Here is a 15,690-nt window from a genome sequence, read left to right as displayed (position 1 = left end):
GTGGGAATGGAAGGAACGCAATTCTTCTGGTGCCGACCTCGACAGGTCAGCGGCGTAGTCGTCGATGGTCGCCCGGCCGAGGTCGCCGGCCGGCGCGAGCCGGCTGATCAGTCGACCGGGTCCACGGAGCCGGCGAGTTCCCTGCTCACCTCGAATTGCCGGACCAGGAACGCCTTCTCGTCGAGCTTCTTGCGCCGCATCCACGTCGTGACCTCGGAATTGCACTTGCTGGCATTGCACGGACCGCAGCAGGGCACGACGTTGGCGACGGTGTACCGGCCGCCCCGGGAGATGGCCAGCATGCAGTCGCGCTGCAGGGCGACTCCGACGGCGCCGCAGTACGCGCACCCTCCCCAGGCCCGCTGCAGAGCGAGCCACTGGGTGTCGGTGAGGTCGTTGTCACGGGACGCGACCCGCTTGCGACGTCGCTTCGCGTAGCGGTTGGCGCGGGTCGTGCTGCGGGTGGCCACGAGAGCAGACTACCGCGAGGGCCACAGGAGTCACAGCAGTCACACGGGATGGGTGGGATCGCTGAGTAGTAGTCGGCACCACGCGTCGTGCAGCCAGTTCGAGAAGCGGTCCGGTGTCCAGCCGCGGTCCGTCACGAGCATCGAGTAGTACTCGGAGGAGTTCATCGTCCAGACGATGTCGGCGATCTCCTCGACGGTCAGATCCGTACGCGTGGCGCCGGTCGAGGCGAGGTCTGCCGCGAGCCGACGCATGTTCTCCGCGCGCCGCTCGGTGATCTCCTCCCACAGATCCCGCAGGTCGGTGTCGAGGGCCGCGGCGTCCCGAAGGACGAGAAACAACGGTGCGAGCCGTCCTTGGATCGCGGTGACAGCGTGGGCGTAGATCGCCAGTTTCCGGCGCGCGTCGTCCTCGGCGAGCATGCGTGCGACATAGTCGCGCTGCGTGCCGGGAACTGGTTGGTCGGTACCCGACAGCGCGAGTTCGATCAGTTCCCGGAACATCGCCGGTTTCCGGCCGACGACGGTGTAGACCGTGTCGGGCGAGACTGCGGCACCGCGCGCTATCGCGGCGACGGTCGTCGCCGCGTAACCCTGGGACAGGAACAGTCGACGAGCCGTGTCGAGGATGCGCGAACGGGTCTGCGCGGCCGCCGCGCGGCGACGGCTGGTGTCGTACCGGCGGGTGTGTTGACCTGGGGATCGGGATGTGGCCGCCCCGTCGGACCGGCCATTGACTGCGTCGGGCATCGGACCTAGTCTAGGGGCACACGAATTAATCCGATACATACTCGGATGAATTAAGGGGCGCACGATGGCATTCTTCGCATGGACCCAGGACGTCCCGATCGACGCCGAGATGTACGGGGAGATCGCCGACCGAATCGGGGACACCCCGATGCCGGGGCTGCTCGTCCACCTGGCGCTCGAGAACGCGGACAAGAGCGTGAGCTACCTCGACGTGTGGGAGTCCGAGGAGAGCTGCTTCGCGTCGCTCCAAAAGGTGGTCCACCCCGCGGTGCACCCGGTTCTCGAGGCTCGGGGCATCCATCCGCCCGGCGAACCGCCGCGCACGCCGGCCACTGTCCTCGAGGTGCGGTTCGGCGACGGGACGGCGCAGCGCCCGTCGTAGACCCGCGGGTCGGGTGGGGGTGCGGCCTCCGAGCTGTGGTGCGGGTCGGGCCGTAGACTGTCCCCCGTGAGTACGGCGATCCGCGACATGTCATCGACCGGGACCATTCCGACTCCGTACGAGGACCTGTTGAGCCTCGTGATGGAGACCGGGACACCGAAGGCCGACCGCACCGGTACCGGGACGCGCAGCCTCTTCGGCCGACAACTGCGTTACGACCTCGCCGAGGGTTTCCCACTGATCACCACCAAGAAGGTGCACCTCAAGTCGATCGTCTACGAGTTGTTGTGGTTCCTGCGCGGTGACTCCAACGTGCGATGGCTGCAGGACCGCGGTGTGACGATCTGGGACGAGTGGGCCGACGAGAACGGTGAACTCGGTCCTGTCTACGGCGTGCAGTGGCGGAGCTGGCCGACCCCGTCGGGCGAACACATCGATCAGATCGCTGCCGCCCTCGACCTGCTCAAGACCAATCCCGATTCGCGCCGGAACATCGTGTCCGCGTGGAACGTGGGGGAGATCCCGCAGATGGCATTGCCGCCCTGCCACGCGTTCTTCCAGTTCTACGTCGCCGACGGCAAGCTGTCGTGCCAGCTGTACCAGCGCAGCGCCGACCTCTTCCTCGGTGTGCCGTTCAACATCGCGTCGTACGCACTGCTGACGCACATGATGGCCCAGCAGGCGGGTCTCGAGGTCGGCGAGTTCGTCTGGACCGGCGGCGACTGCCACATCTACGACAACCACGTCGACCAGGTGACGCTGCAATTGTCGCGCGAGCCGTACCCGTACCCGAAACTGGAACTGCGCAAGCGGGATTCGATCTTCGACTACGAGTACGACGACATCACCATCGTCGACTACGAGTCCCATCCCGGGATCAAGGCGCCGGTGGCGGTGTGACGTCGGACCTCACGGGGGAGGGGTCGCGCTCGGTGCGACTGGTCTGGGCGCAGGGACGAGGCGGGGCGATCGGCCGGGACAACACGATCCCGTGGCGGGTCCCCGAGGACATGGCGCGGTTCAAGGAACTGACGGTCGGACATCCCGTCGTCATGGGCCGCCGGACATGGGATTCGCTGCCGCCGCGCTTTCGGCCGCTGCCCGGCCGAACCAATGTCGTCGTGACCCGCAATGCGGGTTGGTCCGCCGACGGTGCGGTCGTCGCGGGATCGGTCGCCGAGGCGCTCGACCTGGCCGGCGATGACCGGATCGGAGTCATCGGCGGCGGTGAGATCTACCGGTTGGCAATGGAGTTCGCCACCGAGCTCTGCGTCACGGAGATCGATGTCGAGGTCGACGGCGCCGACGCGTTCGCGCCGCCGATCACCGACGACTGGGCGGTGGCCGAACACGGCGAGTGGCAGACCTCGACGAGCGGGATCGACTACCGGTTCGTCGACTACCGGCGCGCCCGGCAGGTCTGATGCCGCCGGATCGTCTCTCGCTCGCGCAGGCACGTCGAACCGCCCTGGCCGCACAGGGTTTCGCCGACCGCAGGCCCGCTGGAGCGCCCACCATGACGCACCTGAAGCGGGTCGTCGGCCGGACGCGACTGTTGCAGATGGACTCGGTCAACATCGCCGCGCGCGCCCACTTCATGCCCCTGTACTCACGACTCGGTCCATACGACCCGGACCTGCTGCACCGCGCCGCCTGGCAGCCCGGGCGCGGTCGACGGCTGCTCGTCGAGTACTGGGCTCACGAAGCCGCGCTGATCCCGGTGACCGACTGGCCGCTGTTCCGCTGGCGGATGGACGACTTCGCCGACGGCCGGTACCGGCACACACGAGACGTGATGCGTCGCAATCGATCCCTGGTCGCTGACGTCCGAGCGGTGATCGAGGCCCTCGGCGCGACCACGCCCCGTGCCATCGAAGCGGAACTGGGCATCGAACGCGAACCCGGCGCCGCGGGCAGCTGGTGGCAGCGCGGGGAGGTCAAGCACCTGTGCGAGGCCATGTTCGCCGCCGGTGACCTGTCGGCGGTGCGCAACGGGAACTTCGTGCGCCACTACGACCTCACCGAACGGATCGTCGGCGCCGACATCGTCGCGCAGCGACCCGGCCGTGCCGACGCCCACCGAGAGCTCGTCGGCCGGGCCGCGCAGTCCCTCGGTGTCGCCACCGTCGCCGATCTCGCCGACTACTACCGGATTCGTCCGGCCGATGCGCGACCGGCGGTCGCCGAACTCGTCGAAGCCGGTGCGCTGCACGAGGTCTCCGTGGACGGCTGGCGGGACCCGGCCTATCTGGCCGCGGGTGCGCCGATGCCCCGGCGCATCGACACCTCGGCCATCCTGTCGCCCTTCGACCCGCTGGTCTTCTTCCGTCCGCGGGCCGAGCGTCTCTTAGACTTCCACTACCGCATCGAGATCTATGTGCCCGAACACAAACGGGTACACGGCTATTACGTGCTGCCCTATTTGCTGGGCACCGACATCGCCGCGCGCGTGGACCTGAAGGCCGACCGCAGGAATCGCACCCTGCTGGTCCTCGGGGCGTACTGCGAGCCGGGGCAGTCGCGCGACCTCGTCGCCGAACGGCTGTCCGCCGATCTGCGGACGTTCGCCGGCTGGCTCGACCTCGACGACGTCGTGGTCGCTGGGCGTGGTGACCTCGCGCCCGACCTGCAACGGATGGTGCACGCCGGGTGAGGCAGGCCGGGTGATGCAATGCTGATGACCGAGAATTCACGACCGCGATGGGAGACGAAGCGATGACCGTGTCGTATGAGGGCAACGACTACCGACTGGTGATGTTCGATCTCGACGACACCCTGGCGCCGTCGAAGAGCCCGCTCGACGACAAGATGGTCGAGCTCCTGCGTCGCATGCTCGACGTGAGTCTGGGCTGCATCATCTCCGGCGGCAACTTCACCCAGTTCGAGAAGCAGGTTCTCGCGCGGCTCGGCAGTTTCGACAGCGTCGGGAACCTCCATCTCATGCCGACCTGTGGAACCCAGTACGTGCGGTGGTCCGGCGCCGAGTGGGAGACGGTCTACGCCGAATACCTCACCGACGACGAGAAGCAACGCACGCTCGACGTGCTGGAGACCGGCGCGAGAGAACTCGGACTGTGGGCGAGCGAGACGTGGGGTGACATCCTCGAGGACCGCGGCAGCCAGATCACCTTCAGCGCGCTGGGGCAGAAGGCTCCCGTCGAGGCGAAGGCCGCCTGGGACCCCGACGGAGCGAAGAAGGAGTCGTTGCGTGCCTACGCCGCGGAGCGGCTTCCGGACCTCGAAGTCCGCAGTGGCGGCTCGACTTCGGTGGACGTCACCAAGAAGGGCATCGACAAGGCGTACGGCGCACTGAAGCTGATGGACATCCTCGGACTCAGCACCGCCGACATCCTGTTCTTCGGCGACAGGCTCGACGAAGGCGGCAACGACTACCCGGTCAAGGCCCTGGGGATCACCTCGATCGCGGTCCACGGCTGGCCCGACACCCACGCCAAGTTGTCGGCCCTGCTGGACCAGGTCGACCCCGTCGGCTGACAGGCCGGCCGGCTAGGAGACCGGCCCGCCCGCCGGAACGACCCGCTGGGTGCCGTTGGCGACCCGGTAGGACTTCGCGTAGTACTGGCCGGACCGTGGGTTCGTCTTGTCGTGCACGAAATACCAGTCCATCTGCGTGGCCGCCGGGGTCACGGTCAGGACCGAGTAGCCGTGCGCGTCGAACTCGCTCCAACGCACGTGGTGGTTGGTGGCGCCGAAGGCCGAGGACACCGCGACCCCCGCGGTGTTGGCGGGCACGTTCAGCATGTCGTCGATGTTGGTCGACGTGATCGACGTGCCGACCAGTTCCGTCGCGACGCTCCCGCCGCCGGGATAGTTCGCCGGGTCGGCCGGGATGTCGCAGGCCCACGACGAGTGGATGTCACCGGTGATGAACACGACGTTGTCGACACGGTCGCGCCGGAGCGATTCCAGCAGCCGTCGGCGATCGGCCGCGTAACCGTCCCACTGATCGGCGTTGTAGGGGATTCCCTCGCGCGGGACGCCCAGCAGCGCGGTGACCGCGCCGGTCGTCTGCGGGTCCAGCGGCGGGATCAGCACCGGGGCGATCATCACCGGGTTGCCGACGATCTTCCAGCGGGTCTCCGACGACGTGAGTCCGTTGGTCAGCCAGGACATCTGGGCGCGGCCGAGGATCGACCGGGCGGGATCGTCGATCGCCGCCGATCGGGAGCTGACCTGGAGGTCGCGGTAGGAACGCAGATCGAGCATGGACAACTCGAGGAGACGGCCGAAGCGGAGCCTGCGGAACAGGTGCCGGCCGGCGGCGTCGACGGCGGGGCGGATCGGCATCCACTCGGCGTACGCGCGCAGCGCCGCGGCGCGGCGCGCGGTCCAGGAGCCCTCGCCCGGCTGATGGTTCTCCGCACCGCCCTGCCACGTGTCGTTCGACGACTCGTGGTCGTCCCAGATGCAGATGAACGGCACCTCCCGGTGCAACCCGGCCAGATCGGGGTCGGTCTTGTACTGCGCGTGACGCGTTCGGTAGTCGCGCAGCGTGGTGATCTCGTGCCGGGGGTCGTGCGGCCGGACCGTTCCGGTCTTGCCGGTGTAGCGGCCGGTCTCGTATTCGTAGAAGTAGTCGCCGAGATGGACCACCGCGTCGAGCCCGGGCTGCGCGGCCAGATGACGATAGGCGGCGAAGTACCCGGCCTCCCAGTTCGCGCACGAGACGACGCCGAACCGGATCTTCGCGACGTCGGCGCCGGTCGCGGGCGCAGTGGATGTGTGTCCGACCGGCGACACCGCACCGGCGGCCGGACCGGACACCACGGTGAAGCGGTAGTGGTACCGGGTCCGCGGGCTCAGACCGGCGACATCGACCTTCACCGTGTGGTCGGCGTCCGCCGAGGTGCGGGTCTCGCCCGACGCCACGACAGCGCCGAAGCCGGGATCAGCGGCGACCTCCCAGCGGACCAGACTCTCCGGCCCGATCCCGGAACCGGGCGCCGACGCCGGGGTCGGCGTGAGTCGTGTCCAGAGGATGACGCCGTTCGGAAGCGGGTCGCCCGACGCGATGCCGTGGCGGAAGACCTCCGCGGACCCGGGTTGTGGAGACCCGGATCGGGGCGTCCCCGGCGCGGCCTGTGCGGCCACCGCGGGTGAGGCGAGCGCGGTGCCGGTCACCACCGCACCGGTGCGCAGAAAACCGCGTCGTGTCGTCATCGCATCCCACCCCCGGTCATCACGCACGCCTGCAGGGACTCTACCCGCGGACTGAGCCGGACGGAGCCCGAAAGTGCGGTACGGAGGCGGTGGGGGAGAATCGGGTACCGCAGGGCACGCGCAGGTGTGGCCGGACGTGAGGGACGACAGGAGACATGCGTGTCCGAATTGGTGCCGCTGAAGGTGCAGATGGTGGCGATGACCCAGTTCACCCCTCCGGAGGACGTGCCGTGGAGCACCGACGCCGAGGGCGGTGAGGCACTGGTCGAGTTCGCCGGCCGGGCGTGCTATCAGAGCTGGGACAAGCCCAACCCCCGTACCGCGACCAATGCCGGGTATCTGCGGCACATCCTCGAGGTCGGTCACCTGTCGCTGCTGGAGCACGCGTCGGTGACCTTCTACATCAGTGGCATCTCGCGTTCGTGCACCCACGAGCTGATCCGCCACCGGCACTTCTCGTACTCGCAACTGTCCCAGCGGTTCGTGCCAGAGCACGACTCCAACGTCGTGGCCCCACCGGCGATCGTGGGTGACCCCGAGCTCGAGGAGCTGTTCACCGCGGCGACCGACGCGAGCCGGGCGGCCTACACCGAGCTGCTCGCGGCCCTCGAGGCGAAGTTCGCCGACGTCCCCAACGCCATCTTGCGGCGGAAACAGGCACGTCAGGCCGCTCGTTCCGTGCTGCCGAACGCCACCGAGACCAAGATCGTCGTCACCGGCAACCACCGGGCCTGGCGGCACTTCGTCGGCATGCGGGCCACCGAGCACGCCGACGTCGAGATCCGCCAGCTGGCGGTGGAATGTCTACGCCAACTGATGCGCGTGGCGCCCACCGTGTTCGGCGATTTCGAGATCGGCACGCTGGCCGACGGGACCGAGGTCGCGACCTCACCATTCGTGCTGGAAGGGTGAGGATCGTCACGGACAGGGAGGCGGTAGCCTTGAGCACCATGAACGCAGTCCAGGAACCGCTTCACGAGCATCCCTTCGGGACGAACGTGGTTGCGATGGTCACCCCCTTCCACACCGATGGAAGCCTCGATCTGGACAAGGCCGCGGTCCTCGCCGACCACCTGGTCTCGAAGGGCTGCGACGGTCTGGTGGTGTCCGGCACGACCGGTGAGTCGCCGACCACCACCGTGCCGGAGAAGCTCGAGCTGCTGCGCGTCGTCCTCGACGCGGTGGGCGACCGGGCTCGAATCACCCAGGGCGCAGGCAGTTACGACACCGCCGAGAGTGTCCGGTTCGCGATCGAGTCCGAGAAGATCGGCGCGCACGCGCTCCTCGTCGTGACCCCGTACTACTCCAAGCCGCCGCAGGCGGGCATCCTCGCGCACTTCCGCACGGTCGCCGACGCCACCGCGCTGCCGGTCCTGCTCTACGACATCCCGCCGCGCTCGGTCGTCCCCATCATGAACGAGACGATGCTCGCCCTCGCCGAGCACCCGAACATCCGGGGTGTCAAAGACGCCAAGGGCGATCTGCATTCGGCCGCGGGCCTCATCGCGAGCACCGGTCTCGAGTACCTCTCGGGCGAGGACGCGCTCAACCTGCCATGGCTGTCGATCGGTGCAACCGGATATGTCAGCGTCATCGGGCACCTCGTCCCGGATCGGTTGCGGGACATGCAGATCGCCGTCGAGAAGGGTGATCTGCACGCGGCGCGCGCGATCAACACCTCCATGCTCCCGCTCGTCAACGCCATGGGCCGGCTCGGCGGGGTCACGATGGTGAAGGCGGCACTGCGCATCCTCGGGCTGGAGGTCGGCGACCCGCGCCTGCCGCAGGTACCCGCGAACGCGGCGCAGATCGAGGAACTGATCGTCGATCTCCGAGCGGCAGGTGTGCTGGTCTGATGACGGACAACGACAACACCGGCCCCGATGCCGGGACCGACCGCCCCCGGACCCGACGCCGGGCGGCCGCCCGCAAGGCCGGCCCGCCCAGTCCGCCGCCGGCCGTGACCACGCCGCCGGCCGTGAGCACGCCGCCGGCTGTGACCACGCCGCCCGCCGGTGCCTCGCAGCAGAAGTCCGACGCGAACGCGCCGAAGCACGCGGCCAAGCGTCCGGCGAACCCCGGTTCGAATGCGCGCCGCCCCCGCCACGAACGTGGCGACGCGCGTGGCGGCCGCCGACCCGAACCGGCGACCCCCGCGCCCGTGGACCGGCTGGGCACGCCGCGGCGACTGCCCAAGGGCGGTCTGCGTGTGGTGGCGCTCGGCGGCATCGGCGAGATCGGCCGCAACATGACCGTCTTCGAGTACAACGGCCGGCTGCTGATCGTCGACTGCGGCGTGCTGTTCCCGGAGGACCAGCAGCCCGGCGTCGACCTGATCCTGCCGGACTTCAGGTACATCGAAGACCGCATGGACGACGTCGACGCGGTGATCCTGACGCACGGTCACGAGGATCACATCGGCGCCATCCCGTTCCTCCTACGGCTGCGCAGCGACATCCCGGTGATCGGGGCGAAGTTCACGCTCGCGCTCGTCGACGCGAAATGCCGTGAGCACCGGCTGCGGCCGAAGCTCGTCGAGGTGATCGAGGGGCAGACGACCTCCCACGGCCCGTTCGAATGCGAGTACTTCGCGGTCAACCACTCGATCCCGGACGCACTCGCGGTCGCGATCCGCACTCCCGCCGGGGTCGTGCTGCACACCGGCGACATCAAGCTCGATCAGCTCCCGCTCGACGGCCGACTCACCGACCTCGCCGGATTCAGCCGCCTCGGTGACGAGGGTGTCGACCTGTTCCTCGTCGACTCGACCAACGCCGAGGTGCCGGGCTTCGTGACCCCCGAACGCCAGATCGGCGGGGTCCTCGACCAGGTCATCGGCAAGGCCAAGCAGCGTGTCATCGTGGCCTCGTTCGCCAGCCATGTCCATCGCATCCAGCAGATCATCGACGTGGCGCACACCCACAACCGCCGGGTCACCTTCGTCGGCCGTTCGATGGTGCGCAACATGCAGATCGCGCAGGATCTCGGCTACCTGTCGGTGCCCGACGGCGTCGTCGTCGATCTCGACACCGCGGCGAGCCTGCCGGACCATCGCGTCGTGCTGATCTCGACCGGCTCACAGGGCGAGCCGCTGTCGGCGCTGTCGCGGATGGCGCGCGGAGAGCACCGGCAGATCAACATCCGGGCCGACGACCTCGTCGTGCTGGCGTCCTCGCTCATCCCTGGCAACGAGAACTCGGTCTTCGCCGTCGTGAACGGCCTGGCCAAACGCGGCGCGACCGTCATCACCCAGCAGAGCGCGAAGGTCCACGTCTCGGGCCACGCCTCGGCAGGCGAGCTGCTCTACCTCTACAACGCGGTGCGGCCCTCGAATGCGATGCCGGTGCACGGCGAGTGGCGGCACCTGCGCGCCAACGCCGCACTGGCCGTCGCGACCGGGGTACCCGAGGACCGGGTGGTCCTCGCCGAGGACGGCGTCGTCGTCGACCTGGTCGACGGCCGCGCCGACATCGTCGGGCGGGTTCCGGTCGGCCACGTCTACGTCGACGGCCTGTCGGTCGGTGACGTGGGGGAGTCGACGCTCTCCGAACGTCTCGTGCTGGGGGAGGGCGGTTTCATCGCCATCACGGTTGCCGTGGACGTGGCGACCGGCCGTGCGGTGAGCACGCCCGAGGTCTCCGGTCGCGGGTTCTCCGACGATCCCGACGCGCTCAAGGAGGCGGCGAACATCGTCAACCAGACGCTCGATTCGCTGGCGGCCGAGGGCGTCACCGACACGCACCGGATCGCCCAGGGGATCCGCCGGGCTGTCGGACGCTGGGTGTCGACCGCCTACCGCCGCCGTCCGATGATCGTGCCCACCGTGATGGCCGTGGGGGACTGAACCGGCGTCAAGGAACGGATTGCCGGCGATGTCGCTACCGTGGTCGTGTGACCGGTGCGCAGAACGAAAGAGCAGCCCTCGTCGAGACCTTGACGAAGGTGGGCCCCGACGCGCCCACCTTGTGTGAGGGCTGGACAACTCGCGATCTCCTGGCCCACCTCGTCGTCCGCGAGCGGCGGCCGGACACCGGCCCGGGCATTCTCATCCCCGCCTTCGCCGGCCACACCGAGAGGGTTCGGGCACAGGCGGCGTCGAAGGACTGGGATGCCCAACTCGCCCTGCTGGCGTCGGGTCCGCCGATCTTCTCACCTCTCAAGCTGGTCGATCGATTCGCCAACCTGGCCGAGATGTTCGTCCACCACGAAGACGTGCTGCGCGGCGGCGCCGATCCCGACGGACCCTGGACCCCGCGAGTCCTCGCTCCCGAACTCGAGGCGGAGCTCCGGACCCCGGCGAAGACCATGGGCAGGATGACGCTCAAGAAGGTCCCGGGACGTGTGACGCTGCGTACCCCCGACGGCGAGGATCTGGTCACCGCGGGATCGGGCGACGAGGTCGTCGTCACCGGTCGTGTCGGTGAGCTGGTCCTGTTCGCATTCGGTCGCTCACCCGTCGACGTCACGTTCGACGGCGCCGAGTCGGCGATCAAGGGCGTCCGGGAGAGCTCGCGGGGCTTGTAGGGCGGTCACAACTTCGACACGTACCCCGTTGTCCGTGTTGCCCGTGTGACTGATGTGATCGCTGCCCACTAGTCTGTCGGTATGGCTTCGAAGGCAAGCACGGGTACGCGCGCGTCCTCTTCGCGCGGCGCCGCCGGTTCTCCACGCGGGAGTTCGACGCGTGCCGGATCGGCGCGTGGTGGTTCGACGCGCGGGAGTTCGACAGCGAGCCGGCGCTCGACGAGCGGTGGGGCGAAGGGCGGGGGTTCGAAGAGCAACGGTTCGAAGAGCAGCGGTTCGACGGGCCGATCGAAGAGCGGGGCCTCGACGAGGTCGAAGGCCGGTGCGTCGCGGGGCAGCGCGCGGTCCAACCCACGTTCGGAGTCGGTGGATCTGCATCGTCGTTCCGTCGCCGCGGCCGGGGCGTCCGCGGTCGGCAAGGGCATCGGCGCCGGATGGTCGCTGTTCGCGCGTGGAGTCGGTAGTGCCGCCCGGGCGGGGTCGGGCGTCGGACGCGGACCGCGCACCGAAGTCGTCGGGGAGTTCGACGACATGGACGATGCCGACTTGGATCAGGACCTGGTCGACGACGACTCCGGGCCGGACGGGCGTGGCCGTCCCGGGGCCGGCGGTCACAGCCATCGGCGGGACGGCATTGCGCTCGGTCTGCTCGCCTTCGGACTGCTCGTCGGCGCCAGCGTCTGGTTCGGCGCGGCCGGTCCGGTGGGTGCGTTCATCGAGGCCCTCATCCGCGCGGTCATCGGCGCCGCGGCCGTGCTTGTCCCGATCGGTCTCCTCGCGCTCGCGATCATCTTGATGCGCCGCCCGGCCGCCCCGGAGCGTCGTGGACGCTACCTGGCCGGCGGGTTCCTGGTCGCTCTGCCGCTGCTCGGTCTGATGCACCTCATCGCCGGGGCACCGGTGGACCTCCCGGGCCGTTCCGAGGCGGCCGGGTTCGTCGGCTTCGCGGTCGGCACGCCGTTGACGGCGGGTGTCACCGCCTGGGTCTCCGTACCGATCCTGTTGCTGTGCATGGCTTTCGGTGTCCTCATCCTCAGCGGGCGGACCGTCCGCGAGGTCGTCGACGCGGCCGCCGGCTACCTCGGCCTCGGTATGGGGCACGACGACGCGCCCTGGGACGACGACGAATGGGATGCCGACGCGGAGAACTACGACAATCCCGACTTCGGCGATCCGACCGACGCCGACGCCGACGCCGACGCCGACGTCGACGCCGACCCGTGGGATTCCGGAGCGCTCGATTCGCGGTCCCGGCGCCGCCCGTATTCGTCGAACCCGTACGACAACTACCCGCCGGATTCGGCACCCGCGCGGACCGCGGGACGGACCTCCCGGCGCAAGCCCGCCGAGGTCGCCGACGTCACCCCGCTCGAGGAGGCCGTGACCGAGAATCTCGCGGACCCCACCGAGAGTGTCGCCGAGCAGGTCACCGAGGTGATCGCGCCGAGCCCCCGCTCGCGTGCCACCCCCGCCCGACGGGCGGCCGCGCGGCCCGCGCCGCGTCCCGCGCCCGAACCGGAGCCCCAGCGCGAACCCGAGCCCGACGACGCGATCGCCGACGACGAGGCATTCGTCCCGTCCGACCCGACGGCGGACGGAGACTACCGGCTGCCGCCGCCCGATCTGCTCCTCGAGGGCGATCCGCCCAAGATGGGCAGCAGCGCCAACGACGACATGATCGACCGGATGACCGGCGTGCTCGAGCAGTTCAAGATCGACGCCGCGGTCACCGGATACACCCGCGGACCGACCGTCACGCGGTACGAGATCGAGCTCGGTCCCGGCGTCAAGGTCGAGAAGATCACCGCCCTGCAGCGCAACATCGCCTATGCCGCCGCGACCGACAACGTCCGCCTGCTCGCTCCGATCCCCGGCAAGTCCGCGGTCGGCATCGAGGTCCCCAACTCCGACCGGGAGATGGTCCGGCTGGCGGACGTCCTGAACTCGCCGTCGACGCGGAAAGACAAGCACCCGTTGGTGATCGGGCTCGGCAAGGACATCGAGGGCGATTTCGTCAGCGCGAACCTGGCGAAGATGCCGCACCTTCTAGTCGCCGGTTCGACCGGCTCGGGCAAGTCGAGCTTCGTCAACTCGATGCTCGTGTCGCTCCTCAGCCGCGCGACCCCCGAGCAGGTGCGGATGATCCTCATCGACCCGAAGATGGTCGAACTCACCCCGTACGAGGGCATCCCGCACCTCATCACACCGATCATCACGCAACCCAAGAAGGCGGCCGCGGCCCTCGCATGGCTCGTCGAGGAGATGGAGCAGCGGTACCAGGACATGAAGGCGTCGCGGGTGCGACACATCGACGACTTCAACTCGAAGGTCCGATCCGGTGACATCACCACACCGCTGGGCAGCGAACGCGTCTACAAGCCGTATCCGTACATCCTCGCGATCGTCGACGAGCTCGCCGACCTGATGATGACCGCACCCCGGGACGTCGAGGACGCGATCGTGCGCATCACGCAGAAGGCCCGCGCCGCCGGCATCCATCTGGTGCTCGCGACGCAGCGACCGTCGGTCGACGTCGTCACCGGTCTGATCAAGACCAATGTGCCGTCGCGGCTGGCGTTCGCGACGTCGTCGTTGACCGACTCACGCGTCATCCTGGACCAGCCGGGCGCCGAGAAGCTGATCGGCATGGGCGACGGCCTCTTCCTGCCGATGGGTGCCAACAAGCCGATTCGCATGCAGGGTGCCTACATCACCGACGAGGAGATCGCGGCGGTCGTCGACTTCTCCAAGGAGCAGGCCGAGCCGGAGTACACCGAGGGTGTCACCGCGGCGAAGGCGGGCGACAAGAAGGACATCGACAGCGACATCGGCAACGACCTCGACGATCTGCTGCAGGCGATCGAACTGGTCGTGTCGAGCCAGTTCGGGTCGACGTCGATGCTGCAGCGCAAGCTGCGTGTCGGCTTCGCCAAAGCAGGCCGGTTGATGGACCTGATGGAGACCCGGGGAGTGGTCGGTCCGAGCGAGGGGTCGAAGGCGCGGGAGGTGCTCGTCAAGCCCGACGATCTCGCGGGTGTGATCGCCTCGATCACCGGCGGAGGCGACGAAACGGACACTTCCGACACCTGAGGCGGGCGTCTGACCAGGGGTTTCTGCGCGTCACCGGGAGTTTGTATAAGGTGACCAGAGATCCATGAGGGGAGTATCCCCAAAGCGGCGTTTCCGTCAATACGGTCACGGTCAGCGACGATGCCGATCATCGTCGCGGCCGGGGCCCGGAGCGTCGGCCCCCGTTCGGTGGGAGAGACCTCTGGCTCGTCAGCTCATGCTGCCTGCTGGAGGTTCTTGTAATGGATGTGTCCCTGTCCGTCTGGCTGATCACCTGTGCGGTGATCGTCGGACTGTTCGTGTTCGACTTCTTCACCCACGTGCGTGTGCCGCACGCCCCTTCGCTCAAAGAATCGGGCATCTGGTCGGCGGTGTACATCTCCATCGCCATCCTGTTCGGTCTGTTCGTCTGGTGGCAGTGGGGATCGACGTACGGCGGTGAGTACTTCGCCGGCTACGTCACCGAGAAGGCGCTCTCGGTGGACAACCTGTTCGTCTTCGTCATCATCATGGCGAAGTTCGCGGTGCCCAAGGAGTACCAGCAGAAGGTCCTCCTGCTCGGCATCCTGATGGCCCTGGTCATGCGCGGTATCTTCATCGCCGTCGGCGCGGCCGCGATCAACGCCTACAGCTGGGTGTTCTACCTGTTCGGCGCGTTCCTGATCTTCACCGCCGTCAAGCTGCTCCGCGAGAGCGACGACCCGGTCGAGCACGAGGAAGACCGCGAAACCCGCCTGGAGCGCTTCGTCAAGCGCTACCTGCGTACGCACGACAGCTACGACGGCGACAAGCTGTTCACCCGCGTGAACGGCAAGCGCCTCGCCACCCCGATGCTCATGGTCTTGATCGTCATCGGCTTCACGGACATCCTGTTCGCGCTCGACTCGATCCCGGCGATCTACGGCCTCACCTCCGAGCCCTACCTGGTCTTCACCGCCAACGCCTTTGCCCTGATGGGTCTGCGTCAGCTGTTCTTCCTCATCGGTGGGCTGCTCGATCGTCTGGTGTACCTGTCCATCGGCCTGTCGATCATCCTCGCGTTCATCGGCGTCAAGCTGGTGCTGCACGCCCTGCACGAGAACACCCTGTCGTTCATCAACGGAGGCGAGCATGTGGCCGTCCCCGAGATCTCGACCGGGTTGTCGTTGTCGGTGATCCTCGGCGTCCTGGTGATCACGACGGTGGCGAGCCTCATCAAGAGCCGCGGGGCGGCCAAGACGCCGCAGGTCGACTCCGCCGATGACTCGACCGATGCCCCGGTGCCGAAGTCGAAGGACGTCTGACCGCTCCGACCCCGACCGGCGGGTGGACGTGGGA

General features: G+C 68.3%; 15 protein-coding genes. 11 read left to right on the top strand and 4 right to left on the bottom strand.

Translation table 11 applies throughout. From position 1 onward, the window contains the following. Window positions 1–107: 107 nt before the first annotated feature. Window positions 108–470 carry an HNH endonuclease gene (locus AMD30_RS03415; protein WP_055474703.1) on the bottom strand — a complete coding sequence of 121 codons (363 nt, stop codon included), beginning with the start codon at window positions 468–470 and terminating at the stop codon, window positions 108–110. 39 nt (window positions 471–509) lie between these two features. Beyond that, a complete protein-coding gene (locus tag AMD30_RS03410; protein ID WP_055474702.1) occupies window positions 510–1,217 on the bottom strand; it encodes a TetR/AcrR family transcriptional regulator in 708 nt (235 codons plus the stop codon). A 64-nt stretch (window positions 1,218–1,281) separates the two neighbouring features. Here AMD30_RS03410 and AMD30_RS03405 point away from each other — a divergent pair, with 64 nt between their 5' ends. The 5 genes from AMD30_RS03405 (at window position 1,282) to AMD30_RS03385 (ending at window position 5,094) form a co-directional block, all read left to right on the top strand. Then, complete coding sequence (locus tag AMD30_RS03405) at window positions 1,282–1,599, top strand: hypothetical protein (protein WP_055474701.1); 318 nt, start codon at window positions 1,282–1,284, stop codon at window positions 1,597–1,599. A gap of 66 nt (window positions 1,600–1,665) precedes the next feature. Continuing rightward, window positions 1,666–2,499 (top strand): thymidylate synthase, encoded by an 834-nt coding sequence (locus AMD30_RS03400; protein WP_014926527.1) that lies wholly within the window; start codon window positions 1,666–1,668, stop codon window positions 2,497–2,499. Further along, window positions 2,496–3,023, top strand: coding sequence for a dihydrofolate reductase (locus tag AMD30_RS03395; RefSeq protein WP_055474700.1), 528 nt, complete (start codon window positions 2,496–2,498; stop codon window positions 3,021–3,023). The genes AMD30_RS03400 and AMD30_RS03395 overlap by 4 nt, the downstream gene beginning before the upstream one ends. After that, window positions 3,023–4,252 carry a winged helix-turn-helix domain-containing protein gene (locus AMD30_RS03390; RefSeq protein ID WP_055474699.1) on the top strand — a complete coding sequence of 410 codons (1,230 nt, stop codon included), beginning with the start codon at window positions 3,023–3,025 and terminating at the stop codon, window positions 4,250–4,252. The genes AMD30_RS03395 and AMD30_RS03390 overlap by 1 nt, the downstream gene beginning before the upstream one ends. Before the next feature lie 62 nt (window positions 4,253–4,314). Further along, on the top strand, window positions 4,315–5,094 hold the full coding sequence (locus AMD30_RS03385; protein WP_035716973.1) for an HAD-IIB family hydrolase: 780 nt from the start codon (window positions 4,315–4,317) through the stop codon (window positions 5,092–5,094). 12 nt (window positions 5,095–5,106) lie between these two features. Here AMD30_RS03385 and AMD30_RS03380 read toward each other — a convergent pair whose 3' ends face one another. Next, window positions 5,107–6,780: an alkaline phosphatase D family protein gene (locus AMD30_RS03380; protein ID WP_055474698.1), complete on the bottom strand. Its 1,674-nt coding sequence runs from the start codon at window positions 6,778–6,780 to the stop codon at window positions 5,107–5,109. A 159-nt stretch (window positions 6,781–6,939) separates the two neighbouring features. Between AMD30_RS03380 and thyX the strand changes: the two genes are divergently transcribed. The 4 genes from thyX to AMD30_RS03360 are packed head-to-tail and all read left to right on the top strand — an operon-like array spanning window position 6,940 to window position 11,304. Then, window positions 6,940–7,692 carry an FAD-dependent thymidylate synthase gene (gene thyX / locus AMD30_RS03375; RefSeq protein WP_010840828.1) on the top strand — a complete coding sequence of 251 codons (753 nt, stop codon included), beginning with the start codon at window positions 6,940–6,942 and terminating at the stop codon, window positions 7,690–7,692. Between the two features lie 38 nt (window positions 7,693–7,730). Next, window positions 7,731–8,636, top strand: a complete 906-nt coding sequence (gene dapA, locus AMD30_RS03370; RefSeq protein WP_010840829.1) for a 4-hydroxy-tetrahydrodipicolinate synthase — start codon at window positions 7,731–7,733, stop codon at window positions 8,634–8,636. Beyond that, a complete protein-coding gene (locus AMD30_RS03365; protein WP_055474697.1) occupies window positions 8,636–10,624 on the top strand; it encodes a ribonuclease J in 1,989 nt (662 codons plus the stop codon). Before dapA ends, AMD30_RS03365 begins: the two co-directional genes overlap by 1 nt. Window positions 10,625–10,671: 47 nt before the next feature. Beyond that, window positions 10,672–11,304: a TIGR03085 family metal-binding protein gene (locus tag AMD30_RS03360; protein WP_014926532.1), complete on the top strand. Its 633-nt coding sequence runs from the start codon at window positions 10,672–10,674 to the stop codon at window positions 11,302–11,304. Window positions 11,305–11,372: 68 nt separating this feature from the next. Here AMD30_RS03360 and AMD30_RS25375 read toward each other — a convergent pair whose 3' ends face one another. After that, window positions 11,373–11,654: a hypothetical protein gene (locus tag AMD30_RS25375; RefSeq protein WP_044506521.1), complete on the bottom strand. Its 282-nt coding sequence runs from the start codon at window positions 11,652–11,654 to the stop codon at window positions 11,373–11,375. A 16-nt stretch (window positions 11,655–11,670) separates the two neighbouring features. Here AMD30_RS25375 and AMD30_RS03350 point away from each other — a divergent pair, with 16 nt between their 5' ends. Both AMD30_RS03350 and AMD30_RS03345 read left to right on the top strand, forming a co-directional pair. Next, complete coding sequence (locus tag AMD30_RS03350; protein ID WP_055474696.1) at window positions 11,671–14,394, top strand: FtsK/SpoIIIE family DNA translocase; 2,724 nt, start codon at window positions 11,671–11,673, stop codon at window positions 14,392–14,394. Between the two features lie 221 nt (window positions 14,395–14,615). Then, complete coding sequence (locus tag AMD30_RS03345; protein WP_055474695.1) at window positions 14,616–15,656, top strand: TerC family protein; 1,041 nt, start codon at window positions 14,616–14,618, stop codon at window positions 15,654–15,656. The last annotated feature ends 34 nt before the right edge of the window (window positions 15,657–15,690 follow it).

Origin of the sequence: Gordonia sp. HS-NH1, assembly GCF_001418765.1 — a bacterium.
Taxonomy (GTDB): Bacteria; Actinomycetota; Actinomycetes; order Mycobacteriales; family Mycobacteriaceae; genus Gordonia.
Note: the sequence above shows the minus strand (reverse complement) of the source record. Positions and strands in the feature narration are given on the sequence as shown.

What these genes read in the sequence shown, in the direction of transcription:
- AMD30_RS03345 (WP_055474695.1), top strand. Translation starts at nt 14,616, where the DNA reads ATGGATGTGTCCCTGTCCGTCTGGCTGATCACCTGTGCGGTGATCGTC.
- AMD30_RS03390 (WP_055474699.1), top strand. Translation starts at nt 3,023, where the DNA reads ATGCCGCCGGATCGTCTCTCGCTCGCGCAGGCACGTCGAACCGCCCTG.
- AMD30_RS03380 (WP_055474698.1), bottom strand. Translation starts at nt 6,780, where the DNA reads ATGACGACACGACGCGGTTTTCTGCGCACCGGTGCGGTGGTGACCGGC.
- dapA (WP_010840829.1), top strand. Translation starts at nt 7,731, where the DNA reads ATGAACGCAGTCCAGGAACCGCTTCACGAGCATCCCTTCGGGACGAAC.
- AMD30_RS03405 (WP_055474701.1), top strand. Translation starts at nt 1,282, where the DNA reads ATGGCATTCTTCGCATGGACCCAGGACGTCCCGATCGACGCCGAGATG.
- AMD30_RS03365 (WP_055474697.1), top strand. Translation starts at nt 8,636, where the DNA reads ATGACGGACAACGACAACACCGGCCCCGATGCCGGGACCGACCGCCCC.
- AMD30_RS03385 (WP_035716973.1), top strand. Translation starts at nt 4,315, where the DNA reads ATGACCGTGTCGTATGAGGGCAACGACTACCGACTGGTGATGTTCGAT.
- AMD30_RS03410 (WP_055474702.1), bottom strand. Translation starts at nt 1,217, where the DNA reads ATGCCCGACGCAGTCAATGGCCGGTCCGACGGGGCGGCCACATCCCGA.